13 protein-coding genes and 1 other RNA gene are annotated in these 15,376 nt (G+C 41.4%); 1 reads left to right on the top strand and 13 read right to left on the bottom strand.

Annotation, left to right across the window (positions count from 1 at the left end; genetic code table 11):
- Window positions 1–272: 272 nt before the first annotated feature.
- The 13 genes from K4I03_RS11005 to K4I03_RS10945 form a co-directional block, all read right to left on the bottom strand.
- The gene (locus K4I03_RS11005) at window positions 273–1,286 is read right to left on the bottom strand and encodes a hypothetical protein (RefSeq protein WP_227965330.1); all 1,014 of its coding nucleotides are present in this window, start codon (window positions 1,284–1,286) and stop codon (window positions 273–275) included.
- 30 nt (window positions 1,287–1,316) lie between these two features.
- A complete protein-coding gene (locus K4I03_RS11000; RefSeq protein WP_227965329.1) occupies window positions 1,317–2,252 on the bottom strand; it encodes a hypothetical protein in 936 nt (311 codons plus the stop codon).
- A 79-nt stretch (window positions 2,253–2,331) separates the two neighbouring features.
- Complete coding sequence (locus tag K4I03_RS10995; protein WP_227965327.1) at window positions 2,332–3,189, bottom strand: hypothetical protein; 858 nt, start codon at window positions 3,187–3,189, stop codon at window positions 2,332–2,334.
- Between the two features lie 332 nt (window positions 3,190–3,521).
- Window positions 3,522–3,893, bottom strand: coding sequence for a PTS glucitol/sorbitol transporter subunit IIA (locus tag K4I03_RS10990; protein WP_125382629.1), 372 nt, complete (start codon window positions 3,891–3,893; stop codon window positions 3,522–3,524).
- 99 nt (window positions 3,894–3,992) lie between these two features.
- A complete protein-coding gene (gene srlE / locus K4I03_RS10985; RefSeq protein ID WP_009660130.1) occupies window positions 3,993–4,973 on the bottom strand; it encodes a PTS glucitol/sorbitol transporter subunit IIB in 981 nt (326 codons plus the stop codon).
- 16 nt (window positions 4,974–4,989) lie between these two features.
- The gene (gene srlA / locus K4I03_RS10980; RefSeq protein WP_002893982.1) at window positions 4,990–5,532 is read right to left on the bottom strand and encodes a PTS glucitol/sorbitol transporter subunit IIC; all 543 of its coding nucleotides are present in this window, start codon (window positions 5,530–5,532) and stop codon (window positions 4,990–4,992) included.
- A complete protein-coding gene (locus K4I03_RS10975; protein WP_002893984.1) occupies window positions 5,529–6,026 on the bottom strand; it encodes a transcriptional regulator GutM in 498 nt (165 codons plus the stop codon). The genes srlA and K4I03_RS10975 overlap by 4 nt, the downstream gene beginning before the upstream one ends.
- A complete protein-coding gene (locus tag K4I03_RS10970; protein ID WP_080976170.1) occupies window positions 6,026–7,852 on the bottom strand; it encodes a BglG family transcription antiterminator in 1,827 nt (608 codons plus the stop codon). The genes K4I03_RS10975 and K4I03_RS10970 overlap by 1 nt, the downstream gene beginning before the upstream one ends.
- Window positions 7,853–7,914: 62 nt before the next feature.
- On the bottom strand, window positions 7,915–8,715 hold the full coding sequence (locus K4I03_RS10965) for an SDR family oxidoreductase (RefSeq protein ID WP_002902100.1): 801 nt from the start codon (window positions 8,713–8,715) through the stop codon (window positions 7,915–7,917).
- A 184-nt stretch (window positions 8,716–8,899) separates the two neighbouring features.
- Window positions 8,900–10,249: a glucose-6-phosphate isomerase gene (locus K4I03_RS10960; RefSeq protein ID WP_125382630.1), complete on the bottom strand. Its 1,350-nt coding sequence runs from the start codon at window positions 10,247–10,249 to the stop codon at window positions 8,900–8,902.
- A 403-nt stretch (window positions 10,250–10,652) separates the two neighbouring features.
- Window positions 10,653–10,751, bottom strand: an RNA gene (gene ffs / locus K4I03_RS10955) — signal recognition particle sRNA small type.
- 28 nt (window positions 10,752–10,779) lie between these two features.
- Window positions 10,780–11,250, bottom strand: a complete 471-nt coding sequence (tadA, locus tag K4I03_RS10950) for a tRNA adenosine(34) deaminase TadA (RefSeq protein WP_125382631.1) — start codon at window positions 11,248–11,250, stop codon at window positions 10,780–10,782.
- A gap of 245 nt (window positions 11,251–11,495) precedes the next feature.
- Window positions 11,496–12,788 carry an adenylosuccinate synthase gene (locus K4I03_RS10945; RefSeq protein ID WP_002899212.1) on the bottom strand — a complete coding sequence of 431 codons (1,293 nt, stop codon included), beginning with the start codon at window positions 12,786–12,788 and terminating at the stop codon, window positions 11,496–11,498.
- A gap of 297 nt (window positions 12,789–13,085) precedes the next feature.
- On the opposite strand from K4I03_RS10945, the gene gshAB reads away from it, so the two are divergent.
- Window positions 13,086–15,338: a bifunctional glutamate--cysteine ligase GshA/glutathione synthetase GshB gene (gshAB, locus tag K4I03_RS10940; RefSeq protein ID WP_227965325.1), complete on the top strand. Its 2,253-nt coding sequence runs from the start codon at window positions 13,086–13,088 to the stop codon at window positions 15,336–15,338.
- Window positions 15,339–15,376: the final 38 nt, after the last annotated feature.

The raw sequence follows: 15,376 nt of genomic DNA, 5'->3' as shown, positions 1-15,376 counted from the left end.
CCTTCCTCTAAACACTTTGAAAAGGCAATGTTTCGCTAAGACAGTCTTGTTCCAGTATATCATATTTTGAACAGGTTTAGCTCTAAATCTACAAGGAAAAAGACACGAACTTTCGTCCGTGCCTAACAAAGCAATTCCAAACCATATACCAACGATATTATTTAATTCTTTCGTTCAAAATGTTCCCGCTGTTAGCATCAATGGTTATTTTAATCTTTTGCGTACCGTTCAGAACTTCCAGCTTGTGAGATAAGCACCCCTATTCATTTATTCTATTTAGAAAGATTACTCAATAGATACTGTCCGTTTTCCTGACGGATAAAAGTCAAAGTTATCTCCTTATTTGAAGAGGTTTCATAGTTTACAAGCATCTTCGGCTCTGATTCACCATCCCCATAAACTGAGATATGTTGATATTCTGGGTATTCCTTGATTACTTCTTTAAAGGAAGAACCGCCCTCGCCTGTTTCCGCATCACCCGTCTTTAAGCTCTCTGTAATCTGGCTAGATACCTTTTTATCATAGTCGTCACTGCCGGGCATAATACTCATACCCTGAAGATGGTAGCTGCCATCCTCGTGTTTCATAAAGGTCAGAGTGGTATAACTAGAGTCAGGTAACCAAGACAATGAGAGCCCTTCTTCTTGAAACGTCACACTGCTGGCCAAGCCAAAATCTTTGACTACTTGTTCAGGGGTCAATCCTTCATCATCCGCACTAACAATGCTCAGCTTTTCAAGGTCTTTCACTTCCCACTCATATACATCCTCTTTTGACGGAGCCACAAAAGAAGCAACATCGCTTTGATGTCCCTTTCGAGACAGACTTGGCACACTTCCCCCACTCATAAAATCATTTAGGAAATAGCCGCCGAGACCTCCTAGCAATAGTCCCGCTGCCAGACCTATTCCTAAAAATCCTATCAGCTTGCCCGTACTATTTTTCTTTGGCTCTGGACTTGGCTGGCCAGCGAAGTTTGCAGCTTGCTGTGGTCCGGCAAAGTTCTGACCAGCTGGATTAAATCCCTGAGGAATTGCTTCTTGAAAAGCGGGATTTCCCCAATTATCCTGCTGAGGCATCTGCTGCTGTGGAGCGTCAAAAATGGGTTGCTGAACACCAAAATCTTGATTAGGATTCGGCATTTCAGGACTGCCCCCTTCTGCTGGGCGAGGCTGCCCCTCTGTTGAGTTAGCTACAAATTGTCCTGAGTCTGATGACTGGACTTGCTGCGGGTACGGAGCCAATCCTTCTAAAGATTGTTCCTGCGGTTTATTTTGTTCTGACATCGTTTCTCCTTTTATTATTTGAGTTCTGTTTTATTTATTGGCAGTAGTGGACAAAAGATAGTTTCCGTCCTCCTGCTGAACGAAGAACAACCTATAAGTACCATCATTAGGAGCGTCATAAGCCGCCTCCATAATGGTTTGACTAGTATCCTCATTGAAATCTTCATCTACACGAATAGAGATACTTCGCGGACTGCCATATTCCTTAAAAACTTCCTTATAGGAAATGCCATCTTTACCAGTCTTTGCATCGCCTTTTTTCAATTTTTCAAAGTAATCAGCCGCCATCGCTTCGTCCTCAGCATTATGTTTGCTTCCCTCAAAGCGAATATTATAGATATGAAGGCTATTCAGATAGAAACCATCTTTTTTCTTCTCAAAATCCAGAGAAGCAGTTTGATCTGTATAATAAATTGGCCAGTCCTCCTCATCATCAGAATCTTGAAGCGTTCCCCACTCTAAATCAAGGCTGTCACGAGAGATCTCTTCTTTTAAAGCCTTACCATATTTATCTAGAATATCTTCCACAGAAGTACCATTCGTATCTGTCTGAATAGTATTGAACCGTAACTCTGACAAACTATCAATATCCCACTTGAACTCAGTAGTATCAGGGTCAATGTACTGATCTGATTGATCTCTCTTTGATTCCCCAGCATCTGCCAAAGGATGGAGCACAGGATATTCCCCTTTGATGACATCCGCTACTCCCATTCTAAATCCCCAGATTCCCCCTCCGATTAGTCCAAGACCAAGAGAAAGCAAGGCTCCGCCTATCAGGATTCCTTTCCAGGATTTATTCTTGGTCAAAGGCGGAGTTGGTCCCTGCGGACTTGAAACATGGCCTTGCTGAGGTTGAAAATGATGCGGGAATTCCTCTTGCGACTGAGCATTCCTTGAAGGCTCAAAAGAATGCTGTGTTTGCTGTTCTGTCAATATTCTTTCCTCTTTCTTGTTTATTTCCAATAGTCTTATCAGTTCTCTTTTAATAACGAAATGCTTTGAAAGCAGTCAGTTACAAAAGATAAACTAAATAACTAAAAACTTACATTTCCTCTGACTTTATATATAAGAAATTTCCATCTGGCTGGCCTACAAACAATAGGTATTCATAACCATCTTCTGTTTTATAAGTCACCTCAGCAATCAGACGGTTGGAGATAATCTTATTATCTACGTCACGCTCGCTTGTGATGACAATTTCTGACGGAACAGGATGCTTCTTCAGAACCTCTGATAAAGCTGTTCCTCCTTCACCCGTTTCCTTGTCTCCTTCTTTCAAACGTTCAAGGTCTTTGGGAGATAATACGCTCCAATCTGTCGTTTCCTTCCCTTTTCTATATTCTTTAAAAGAATCTCCAACTACCACTTGTCTCAGATAGTAGTTCTGGTCAACTTTATCAAATTGAAAAGAAATATTTTGCTCCTTGTCCCTGACAGAAGGGCCCCATCGGAGTAACAGACGATTACGATCATATTCTGCTGAACTAGCCAAGCCATAAGTTTCAACGATTTGATCAGCCGTCAGACCTAATCCTTCATCATTTGTATAGCTCAACCGTCCCAAGTCTTTCAAAGTCCAATTAAACTGAACCGACTGCCCGTCTGTAGTAAAGCTGTCACTCTTGTCTTGGGCTTCTTCCTGAGCCTTACTCAGGCGCTTAATCCTTTGTATATCCTTATTTGTCTGCGCCTGCTTGCCGATAAAATAAGCTGAACCGCTGCCAATCAAAAGACCAATTATGAGAGCAAAAATTGAAAGTCCTATGACTTTTCCGATATTGCCTTTCTTATCAGGCAATCCTTGCGGCTGAATCTGCTGGAAATTCCCTTGCATTGGCTGGCTAGGTTGATTTTCTTGCCAAGCCCCTTGCACTTGACCTTGTCCATCTTTATCTGACATGGTTTTCTCCTTATAAATTTTATTGATTTGTCATATTGCGAAAACATTGAAAAATAATGACAAATTTTACAATATTATAACATAAATTATTCTTCCTATCAAAAAGGGAGTGGGAAAGAACTTCAAACAAGTTAAAAAGTTCGTCTTCCCACCCCCGCACAGTTGATTAGGTCATCTTTGGAGCTTAAAAAGCGAAGGAAGATGCCAATCAACCACTGCGTCATCTATTTTTTCTAATTTAGACTCAAAAGCCTGGACTTTTTGCCCAGGCTCTGAATCAAGTTTTTAGACTCTTATTTTTCTAGTATTCTTATTTAGATATTTTATCCTACTTAGGCAGCTTCAAAAATCTGAATGGTAGAGCCCTTTTCAATTACTACTGCTTGGTCTGCTGCAACATGGAGAGTGCCCGGCAGGCTCCCCTCTTTTGAACCATCAAAAGAAATAGTGATATGGCCCAGTCCAGTTAAATTTTTTTCTACTACATTTCCTACGGCAGTAATCGAATATTCCTGACTATCTACGACCAGCTTTCCACCTTCTAGTATTGCACCTAGAAGATTTTTGTTATCGATTTTAAAACAATACTCTGCTAAGTCTTCCGGAGCTTCTTCTCCAAATAAAATGAGCATATTGGCATCTTGAATCATATTCTGAGCTTCAGGCCCCACTTGAATTACTTTAGCTTCAAAAATTTTCTTCATCTAATTCCGATTCATCCTTTCTCAAATCTGTCATAAACTTATGCTTATAGATAAGTTTAACATAATAGTTGCTATGTTTACGTGCATCTATCATAAGGTTTACTGATAAAGGCCAATACTAGCTATCCAAGCTACTAGCACCCGCGGAACACCATTGAGAAAGCGTGAATAAAGCACAGAAGGGACACCAACCTCAACTGTTTCAGACTTGGCTTCAGATAGACCGAGTGCTACAGGAATGAAATCACAACCGTTTTGAGTGTTGATAGCAAATATAGCTGGTAGAGCCATTTGGGGCGGAATATTCCCTTTTCCGATTTCGACTCCAATTAAGGTTCCGATAATCTGGCTGATAACAGCTCCGGGGCCTAACAAAGGAGATAGGAATGGCAAGGAACAGATAAAGCCAATCAAAATGAGTCCCCAGATGTTCCCCGCTAGGGGAACCATTAATTTTGCCAGCCAATTTCCAACACCTGAACCTTGAATAACCCCAATCAGCAAGGAAACAAAGGCCATGAAAGGAATGATTGTGTTGAGCATTGTTTGGATGGCTTCACGAGCAGCCTGGTTGAAGGTTGCAACGACTTTCCCAGCCCCCATCCCAATTCGTGCTACAATACTTGTTTCAGCTTTTTGCTCTGTAATTTTTTTACTAGTATCGTAAGTTGGCTTTTCAGTTACCACAGTTGTCGCTTTTTCGTCTTCATTAGCAGCAGAAATTTGATTAAGGCCAACTGCTGACACATAGATTTCCTCGGTGATATATTGTGCTAGAGGGCCACTTTTCCCTGTAGCGACAATATTGATTGTAGGGATCCCCTTTTTAGGATAAATACCGCAGCGAAGAGTACCGCCGCAATCCACGATTGCTAAAGCAATCTCCTCATCAGGGATAGAAGTTTTAAACCCGTTAACAGCTTCCATACCGGTCAAATCAGCAATTTTATCTACAATATCTGGCTTTTCTCCGCCGCCAGTGATATAGATAAATTTATGCTTAGCCTCACTAGGTGTAATGACCAAAGGGCCTCCGAAACCGCCATTTCCTTTAACAACTTTTATACTCTTATATGACATAATTTCACTCTTTCTATCAATCAAATGTTTTACTCAAGGTAACACCTTGCTGTTTTGCAACATAGGCAGTCGTAAAATCTGTTACCCATCCACCAACAAAGTTCATGATAATTCCTACAAGCATGTAACGGATTGCTAGGTCCATCTGACTTAAACCTAAAGTTTGAATTCCTGTCGCAATTCCCATCCATACAAACAATTCCCCAGGATTGATATGTGGGAATACACCATTTGAAGTATGGCAGAACTGCATCTGAGCTGCTACAAAACTAGGTTTATAATATTCTGGTAAGAAACGTCCCATACTGATCGCCATCGGATTCCCCAGCATAAAGGCTGAAATGAAAGGTAAAATCATATACCGGCTAACAGGATTTTTGGCAGAAATCTTAGCCAGAGAATTGACCTTCTCTTCTCCCAAGAAAGCGATAAGGGTATTCATTGCAATCAATAGCATTAAGACAAGCGGTACAATATTTGTCATCCAGCTAATAAAGGTTTCTCCACCTAATTGGAAGAGTTTCATAAAACTCTCTGCAAATTTTGTAATGTGATTCATAAGGAACTCCTTTTCTTATTTTTTTTAAATAACTGTTTAATAGATAATTGTAAGTAATTCGCATAAAAGCCGAATCCCAGAAAAGAATCAGATGAACTTGTCTCTTTCTCAATACCTGCCTCATGCCAAAGATAGACTTTTCTAGCATCTTCTATGGCTGATTGCATCAACTTATTTTCTTTTCTCACAAGAGGATTATACTTGTCAAAATAATGGATGTCTTCTCCAACATAATCGTCCATATTTTGAAAACGCGCTAAGATTGTGACTCCTTGCATTTTGCTAGCTTTAAGAACCCGACCGTTTTCATCAACCGCGAACATGACAATCGTACCGGATTTTATTCTTCCGGACTTTCTGCCAATCGCTACGCGCCCCAGTTTTCGGAGCATCGTATAGGTCTTATTGAAGTCTTTGAGTTGCTGCCAGCCGAGGAACATTTGAAATATATAAGCTGCCATGACAAATACAGCGAAAATTATTAGCGAATTCATTAAAATACTCCTTTGCTCTTAGAAAATGATAGAAACTCTGTCTCTGTTTCTACAGCCCTCAATGCTTCTTTTAGAGAAGGCTCTCCTGCAATTCGAAAAATGTCGTCATACAATTCCAGCAATTCACTTTCCATTTTTCTTTCAATTTCTGAGGGTATGGCGACTAGAAAGATAAATTCAATCCATTCATCTCCTTTTTGATAAGGCTCTTCTAGTTTTCCAAACATTAAAATAGTCTTTGCATAACCCTGGTTAATTGTATGGGGGAAGGCAATTCCTCCACCAAAAATGGTTGATTGCTTTTTCTCCCTATCAATTATCCGATTTCTAAAACCTTCATCAATCATCTGAAGTTTCTCTAACTCTGAAATCATATTTAGCAAGTATTGCTGATAGGTTTTTTGGGGGCTCAACCGAAGAAAACGTAAGCTGACTGTTTCTAGATTTTTTTGATGAAAAGCATTGGCCCTCTGCCATTCTTCCTGCAGCCATTGATCATCAAAAAGATGATTAACTTGAATGACTGGAGATTTAGAATCTTTATATTTTAGAGGAACTGTCGTAAAAATCGCGAAATAGTCCTGATTTAAATCCACATTAAAATCCTCTTCAGAATACTGAGTAATGTCTACATCATTTCCAAGGACTCGTCTGAGTTGCTGAATAATCATCGCAGCAGTTCCTCTTCCTGTTGTGCAAACTACAGCTATCTGCTTGCGATAACCCTTAACAGCAGAATTTTGCTTTCTTAAAATCATTTCAAAATACAAAGCCAGATATCCGATTTCAGATAATTCCATTTCAGAACCAAAAATTGCAGATAGTTCTTCTCCAGCTATTTTTGCCATTTCAAAAGCAAAAGGATATTGAGTTTGAACCTCGCCATGAAATATATCATTAGCTTGCACATGGAAAATCAGTCGATTGATTAAGGGGCCTAGATGAGATTTGATTTCTTCAAATAATTCTTCATCATCAAAGTGAACCAACATTGTTTCTTTGACTTTCTTGACAATCCCTTGAAAAATATTTGCAAGCTGTTCAGATTGATAAGATGTCTTGCTTAAAGTGTCAATAAAACGGACATTAAACGGAAAACACAAAAAGTCTATCTCAAACTGACTGAGAGAAATCTTATAAGTCATCTCAATATGATAGATTAATTTCTCAGCTAAAGGTGTCTCTGTTAAATCATTCCTATAGTAAGGAATAGGACAATTCAACACTCTAGATGTATGAATACGCTCCACCATAATTGAAATGGTCTTTCGAAGGAGTTCCTGTGTTTCTTTAGGGATTTTATAGTCCTGGACTAGCGTCTCCAGAAAAGAAGATGTTGCCTCAGTGAGTGTCCTTCCTTCAAAGTAAGGAGCCACTTGGTGAATATAGAGCAAGCGCAAATTCAGCTCGCTCCCCAAGACCTCCAGCCCACGGTTGGGCTTTCCTGAAATAGTGATAGAGTAACTCTCTGCCAAAGATTTTACTTGTTTTAAATCCTTATTAAGGGTACTTCTACTAACACCTACTTCCTCAGCCAAGTCGTCAATAAGAAGAGGGGAGGTTGACTCAATTAAACGTTTTAGCAAATAGGCAATTCTTTTACTGGAAGAATTGAAGTCACTCTCCTGTTTTAAACTACCAGATAAAATCCTTTCCAACTCTGTATAGTCATACACTTCTAACATTAACTGATCATCTTGTGCGATAATCTGGATATTAGGAGCCAAAACATCATTTAATTGTTGGATACTCTTTTGCAAGGTTTGCAAGCTAATATCCAGTTCTGAGCGCATATCTACCAAGGAATAAGTTGGCTGCGAGACCATTTTATCTAAAATATTATACCACCGATTTACTAAGGTCAACTCTCTTCCCTACCTTCATTGTTTTAACCGCGAGTTTTACCTCCGGCAATATTTGTAGTGACACCTGTTATATAGCTAGAACGGTCTGAAATATAGAACGCTACAAGATCAGCTACTTCCCGTAGTTTCCCACTCCGTCCCAATGGAGTCGTTGAAGTTGAAGCATAACCAGCTCGAATATCTTCTACCGTCTTTCCACGGGTATAAGCAAGAGCTTCCTCGTAAGAAAGAGTTCGAAGACCCGTAGCTTCCATAATTCCTGGAGCAATTCCAACCACACGTACACCATGTTTCCCAAGCTCTTTCGCCCATGAACGAGTATAACTATAGACTGCCGCTTTCGTTGCAGCATAGGCACTTTGTCCTTCAGAACCTTCCAAGCCTGCTTCTGAAGCCATGTTCACAATTACACCTTTCCCATTTTTCACTAAAATACGTCCTACTGCCTGACTAACCAGATACAAACCTTTTTGATTAATCATTGTTACTTTTTCGAACGTCTCATCGTCCAACTCGTAAGGACCTTTAGGATTTTCTGCATCGATTAATAATCTAGGGACATTAATCCCCGCATTGTTGACTACCGCATCAATATTGCCAAATCTTTCAACTATTTTGGCAACACCCTCTTCTACTTCAGAGCGAGAAGTTACATCAACTTTTACAAATAATAGATTCGGGTGACGCAAATCGTTGTCGCTAAGATCAAAATTCGCTACATTGACTCCTAATTCCAGCAATTCTTCAACGATTGCCTTACCGATCCCAGATGACGCACCCGTCACAAGAACTGTTTTACCTTTAATGTCTAACCAATCATTCATTTTGATACCTCTCAAATTTTATTTACAAGGCAATTATACAGCGCTTTCATAAAAGAATTAAGACACTCTTTTTTTCACTGTTCAAAAAAATAATAAACTAATTAAGAGGCTTGTACTAAAAAATCCACAAGAAATGAACTTGTGGATCTTTTTATATTATAAATGAACTCAAAGCATATGAGAATCAAAGACGTGCATTCAACTCAGCCCCCAGCTCTTCAAAGCCTGGTTTCCCAAGAAGAGCAAACATGTTTTTCTTATAAGCCTCAACTCCTGGCTGGTCAAATGGATTGATACCATTCAGGTAGCCAGAAAGAGCAATAGCTAACTCAAAGAAGTAAATAGTATAGCCCAAAGTGAACTCATCTTGCTCAGGCAGGGTCACAAACATATTTGGCACTCCGCCGTCTGTGTGAGCTAACAGCACTCCATCTGTTGCTTTCTTATTGACAAAGTCAACATCTTTTCCTTGCAGATAGCCAAGGCCATCCAAGTCTTCTGCTAATTCAGGAATCAACACATTTTTGCGAGGCTTATCTACACGAATAACTGTTTCAAAGAGGATACGAGTTCCTTCTTGAATAAATTGCCCCAAAGAGTGCAGGTCTGTTGAGAAGTTCGCTGAAGTTGGGTAGATACCTTTTTGATCTTTACCTTCTGACTCACCAGCCAATTGCTTCCACCATTCTGAGAAGTATTGCAAAGACGGTTCGTAGTTAGCTAGAACTTCTGTCAGATAACCTTTACGATACAAGATATTGCGTACAACTGCATATTGATATGCTTCATTTTCAGCCAACTTATCAGAAGCATAAGCCTTGCGAGCAGCATTTGCTCCTTCCATCAACTTGCTGATATCAGCCCCTGCAGCTGCGATTGGCAAGAGTCCCACTGCTGTCAATACTGTAAAACGACCACCTACACTATCAGGCACTACAAAAGTATCCCAGCTATTAGCATCTGCTTCAACCTTAACTGCACCTTTAGCGCGGTCTGTAGTTGCATAAATCCGTTTATTTGCTTCTTCCTGACCATACTTCTTAACCAAGAGTTCTTTGAAGACACGGAAAGCAATAGCAGGCTCTGTAGTTGTTCCTGACTTAGAAATAACGTTGACAGAGAAATCTTTGTCTGATACATAGTCTACCAAATCAGCCAAATAGCTTGAAGAGATAGAGTTTCCAGCATAGAGGATCTGAGGTGCCTTGCGTTCTTCTTTGCTTTGCAAGTTTACAAATGAATTATTCAAGAAATCAATAGCTGCACGTGCCCCTAAATAAGATCCTCCAATACCGATGACGATTAACACTTCACTATCAGATTGGATTTTAGCAGCCGCCTTTTGAATACGAGCAAATTCATCTTTATCATATTCTTCAGGCAAATTCAACCAGCCTGTCATTTCTGCTCCAGGACCTGTTCCGTTTCGTAGAGCATTATCTGCTGCAGTCACTTGAGGCTGCATATAATCTAATTCATGTGGTGCTACAAACTTATCCAGTACCTTTGAATAGTCAAATTTAATATGTGTCATGTTTATCCTCCAATTGTTCTTTTCTTTTATGATAACGCTTTAAGAAAAAATAAGCAAGTGCTTTTACTATTTTAAAACGTTTACATTTTTTATTCTATACTATTTTTCTAAATAAGCTAATCCTAGGACATAACTGAGAGCAATCGTTTGCGTAAGTCAACAAATTTTAGGCCTATTAAGAAGAATAATTTTGATTGACAAGAAAACCAATATGCTTCTTAAGATTGGATGTCAGCTGAATTCATTTCAGGTCCGTTCGAACTGCGTCAATGTACCTAAGTTCTTTTGCGTCCTTTGGACTTAATTCACTAAAAGACTCTATAAGGTTTACAGATTTTTCCCTTATGGGAAAAACTGCATCCATTGCTCTAAGATTCATCTGCGCCTTTCAGGCTTGATTCATTAAGAGCAATAGAAAAGAGCACACAGTTTACATCGCTTAGGGCTGCTGGATTCCTCCCCTGACCCGCTTCACGCAAAACTGTTGCTCCATTAATTAGTATAACACAAACTTTTGATTTTGGCTAATTTTATTTTTTCCTTCTCTGTCTGAAAAATTCCTGCATAATTTGAGCACACTCTTCTTGGAGGACACCTGTCTCCACTTCTACACGGTGGTTAAGGCGCTCATCTGTCAAAATATCATAAAGGCTTCCAGCTGCTCCAAATTTCTGATTTGCTGCTCCATAGACAACGTGAGGAATGCGCGCTAGACCGATTGCTCCACTGCACATGACACAGGGCTCAATAGTCACAAAAAGCGTTGTATCCAGCAAGCGCCAGCTATTTTCATGCCGATTTGCCTCTTCGATAGCCATTATTTCCGCATGCATAACAGCCCGTTGCAGCTCCTCACGTGCATTGTGACCGCGACCAATAATCTTCCCCTCTTTAACCAAAACACAGCCGATAGGAATTTCATCATGAGCCAGGGCAATCTCCGCCTCCTTTAAAGCTTCTCGCATAAATGCTTCTTTTTGTTCAATCGTATAATCCATCATTGTCTTTCTAAAACTATAGTCATCTATCTCATTATACCACAAGCCTGCTGCACTTCTCAGAAAAAATAAAAGCCACCACTGGGGTGACTTTCAGGAGATTATTATGAAAAAAGTTTAGGATTTTTAAACAAAGTTAGGAGGTCTTTGTTTACGCTGTTAGTATAAAATATATATCTTACATGAATCTTAAGATGGAATTCCCCTACAAAAAAAGCACAAGAAGCAATTTCCTTGTGCTGACTTTTTTATAAATTAGACCAGACGCTTTCCAAGATATTGGTCTGCTCGCGGCCAGGACCGACTGAGAAGGTAGAAATGCGAACACCAACCAACTCACTCACTCGGCGAACATAGTTGCGGGCATTTTCTGGCAAGTCTTCCAGACTGCGAACACCTGTGATGTCCTCTGACCAGCCTGGCAGCTCTTCGTAAATCGGCTTGCAACGCTTGAGCTGTTCCAGACTAGCTGGGTAATGGTCAATGCGCTGACCATCCAAGTCATAGGCTACACAGATTTTCACTGTATCCAGACCGCTCAAAACATCAATGGAGTTAAGCGAAAGATTGGTAATCCCTGAGACACGGCGGCTATGGCGCATAACAACCGAGTCAAACCAGCCTACCCGACGCGGACGGCCAGTGGTAGTGCCATATTCATGGCCGATATCACGAATGCGGTCACCTACTTCATCGAAAAGCTCTGTTGGGAATGGTCCATCTCCGACCCGACTGGTGTAGGCCTTGCAGACACCAACCACCTTGTCAATCTTGCTCGGACCAACACCGGAACCGATGGTGACTCCCCCCGCAACCGGATTAGAAGAAGTTACAAATGGATAAGTACCTTGATCAATATCCAGCATAACCCCTTGAGCTCCTTCAAAGAGCACTCGCTTGCCTTGATCCAGCGCATCGTTTAGGATAACAGAGGTATCGGTCACATACTGCTTAATTTGCTGACCATATTCATAGTATTCTTCAAAAATATCATCAAAGCTGATTGCTGTACTATCGTACAATTTCTCAAAGAGGCGGTTTTTCTCAGCTAGATTCCGCTCCAAGCGCTCTCTGAAAATATCTTTATCCAAAAGGTCAGCAATCCGGATACCAACACGAGCAGCCTTGTCCATATAGGCAGGGCCGATTCCCTTGATTGTCGTTCCGATTTTATTATCACCTTTTGCTTCTTCCTGCAGACGATCCAGCTCGATATGGTAAGGCAGGATGACATGGGCTCGATCAGAGATGCGAAGGTTGTCTGTCGTCACACCTTCCTCATGCAGGTAGTTCAATTCTTTGACCAGAGATTTAGGATTCACCACCATTCCATTTCCAATGACAGAGATTTTTTCTGGGAAGAAAATTCCTGACGGAATCAGGTGCAGCTTGTACTTCTTGCCGTCAATCACGATAGTATGGCCGGCATTGTCACCACCCTGATAGCGAGCAATCACTTCGGCATTGGCTGAAAGGAAGTCTGTAATCTTCCCTTTTCCTTCATCTCCCCACTGGGTTCCTACAACAACTACTGATGTCATAATTCTGTCTGAGCTGAAGCAGCTCTTCCTTTCTTGAAAAGCAGGCAGGAATCTCACCTGCGATTATGTTTTATACCTCATTATATGAAAAATTTAACAATTTTTCAAGGTGGGATCCATTCTTGATTTGCTTTTTCCCTTTTGAAAACGAATTAAATTTTCACAAAATCTGTTTTTTCTGAAAGTTGTTAGTTTATTAAAAATAAAAGTTCGGAATTTTTGTAAAATCGTAGCGAAAATTTGTTTTCTTTTTCTGTTTGTAATAGACTAAAATTACTATTATAGGACGGTGAAACGATGACAATTAATCAATTACTGCAGAAACTGGATACATCAAGCCCTATTCTCCAAGCGACCTTTGGTCTGGAGAGAGAAAATCTGCGTGTGACAGCTGACGGACACTTAGCTCAAACTGCCCATCCTAGTCAGCTTGGTTCCCGCAATTTCCACCCGACCATCCAAACAGACTTCAGTGAGCAACAACTGGAACTAATTACACCTATCGCTCACTCGACTAAGGAAGCACGGCGCTTACTGGGAGCTATCAGCGATGTGGCTGGCCGCTCGATTGACCAGAGTGAACGCCTCTGGCCCCTGTCCATGCCACCACAGCTGACGGAAGAAGAGATTGCCATCGCCCATCTGGAAAACGACTACGAGCGCCACTACCGAGAAGGCTTAGCGGAAAAATATGGTAAAAAACTACAGGCTATCTCTGGCATCCACTACAATATGGAGCTAGGGAAAGATCTGGTCACTGCTCTCTTTCAAGCCAGCTCCCACCATTCGCTCAAGGACTTTAAAAATGACCTCTATCTCAAGCTGGCTCGAAACTTTCTGCGCTTCCGCTGGATTTTAACCTATCTCTACGGGGCTGCCCCTCTGGCAGAAGCTGGCTTCTATAGTCAGGACATTTCCCAGCCTATCCGCTCTTTTCGCAACAGCGACTATGGCTATGTCAATGACGAGCATATTCAGGTGTCCTACGCTTCTTTGGAGCAATATATAACCGACATTGAAAACTACGTTCAGTCAGGCGAGCTCAGCGCTGAAAAGGAATTTTACTCAGCCGTTCGCTTCCGTGGACAGAAGCACAATCGTGCCTATCTGGAGCAAGGCATCACTTATCTGGAATTCCGCTGCTTTGATCTCAATCCATTTAACCATCTAGGCATTAGCCAAGAAACCTTAGATACCGTCCATCTCTTTTTACTGAGCCTGCTCTGGCTAGATGATGTAGAAAATGTTGATGCGGCATTAAAAGCTGCCCACGACTTGAACCAAAAGATTGCTTGTAGTCATCCGCTGACTGCCCTGCCAGATGAGGCAGACAGCTCAGCCTTGCTCCAAGCCATGGAAGAGCTCATTCAACATTTTGAACTGCCAACTTACTACCAAACCTTGCTTCAGCAACTTAAAGAAGCACTTCTGAATCCTCAGCTAACCATATCTGGTCAGCTCCTGTCTCATATCCAGCAGGACTCCTTAATGGCCTTTGGACTAGAAAAAGCAGAGGAGTATCACCGCTACACTTGGACTGCTCCTTATGCCCTTAAAGGCTACGAAAATATGGAACTGTCCACCCAGATGCTACTCTTTGATGCCATTCAGAAGGGTCTGAATGTCGAAATTTTAGATGAAAATGACCAATTTCTCAAGCTTTGGCATGGTCACCATGCGGAGTATGTCAAGAACGGAAACATGACCTCCAAGGATAACTATGTCATCCCTCTGGCTATGGCCAATAAAACAGTCACCAAAAAGATTTTGGCAGAAGCTGACTTTCCTGTTCCGGCTGGAGCAGAATTTACCACACTTGAAGAGGGACTGGCCTATTACCCTTTGATTAAGAACCGACAAATTGTCGTCAAACCTAAGTCAACCAACTTCGGACTGGGCATCTCCATCTTCCAAGAACCAGCTAGCCTGGAAGCTTATCGCAAGGCTTTGGAGATTGCTTTTTCAGAAGACGCTGCTGTCTTAGTGGAAGAATTTATCGCTGGAACGGAATACCGCTTCTTTGTCTTAGACGGTCAGTGTGAGGCAGTCCTCTTGCGGGTGGCGGCCAATGTCGTCGGAGACGGTCAGCATACCGTGAGAGAATTGATTGCCATCAAAAACGACAATCCCCTGCGCGGTCGAGACCATCGCTCACCGCTCGAAATCATTGAACTGGGGGACATTGAACTGCTTATGCTGGACCAGCAGGGCTATGGACCAGATGATATCCTGCCTGCTGGAGTTAAGGTTGACTTGCGGCGCAATTCCAACATTTCTACTGGCGGAGACTCGATTGATGTCACAGACAGCATGCACCCATCTTATAAGGAACTAGCTGCGGACATGGCAAAGGCTATGGGAGCTTGGGCTTGTGGCGTTGACCTAATCATCCCTGACAGCTCTGCTATTTCCACAAAGGAAAATCCCAACTGTACCTGCATCGAGCTCAACTTCAACCCCTCTATGTATATGCACACCTATTGTGCTGAGGGGCCGGGACAAAGCATCACCCCTAAAATATTAGCCAAACTTTTCCCAGAGATGGACTGATAAAAGACGAATCGCAGGGTATTCCTTGCGATTTTTGT

Origin of the sequence: Streptococcus sanguinis, assembly GCF_020729725.1 — a bacterium.
Classification (GTDB): domain Bacteria; phylum Bacillota; class Bacilli; order Lactobacillales; family Streptococcaceae; genus Streptococcus; species Streptococcus sanguinis_V.
The sequence above is the reverse complement of the archived record's forward strand: the minus strand, read 5'-3'. Positions and strand labels throughout refer to the sequence as shown.

Coding starts and splice junctions, on each gene's coding strand:
- K4I03_RS11005 (WP_227965330.1), bottom strand. CDS start 1,286: ATGTCAGAACAAAATAAACCGCAGGAACAATCTTTAGAAGGATTGGCT.
- K4I03_RS10995 (WP_227965327.1), bottom strand. CDS start 3,189: ATGTCAGATAAAGATGGACAAGGTCAAGTGCAAGGGGCTTGGCAAGAA.
- K4I03_RS10990 (WP_125382629.1), bottom strand. CDS start 3,893: ATGAAGAAAATTTTTGAAGCTAAAGTAATTCAAGTGGGGCCTGAAGCT.
- srlE (WP_009660130.1), bottom strand. CDS start 4,973: ATGTCATATAAGAGTATAAAAGTTGTTAAAGGAAATGGCGGTTTCGGA.
- srlA (WP_002893982.1), bottom strand. CDS start 5,532: ATGAATCACATTACAAAATTTGCAGAGAGTTTTATGAAACTCTTCCAA.
- K4I03_RS10975 (WP_002893984.1), bottom strand. CDS start 6,026: ATGAATTCGCTAATAATTTTCGCTGTATTTGTCATGGCAGCTTATATA.
- K4I03_RS10970 (WP_080976170.1), bottom strand. CDS start 7,852: ATGGTCTCGCAGCCAACTTATTCCTTGGTAGATATGCGCTCAGAACTG.
- K4I03_RS10965 (WP_002902100.1), bottom strand. CDS start 8,715: ATGAATGATTGGTTAGACATTAAAGGTAAAACAGTTCTTGTGACGGGT.
- K4I03_RS10960 (WP_125382630.1), bottom strand. CDS start 10,249: ATGACACATATTAAATTTGACTATTCAAAGGTACTGGATAAGTTTGTA.
- tadA (WP_125382631.1), bottom strand. CDS start 11,250: ATGATGGATTATACGATTGAACAAAAAGAAGCATTTATGCGAGAAGCT.
- K4I03_RS10945 (WP_002899212.1), bottom strand. CDS start 12,788: ATGACATCAGTAGTTGTTGTAGGAACCCAGTGGGGAGATGAAGGAAAA.
- gshAB (WP_227965325.1), top strand. CDS start 13,086: ATGACAATTAATCAATTACTGCAGAAACTGGATACATCAAGCCCTATT.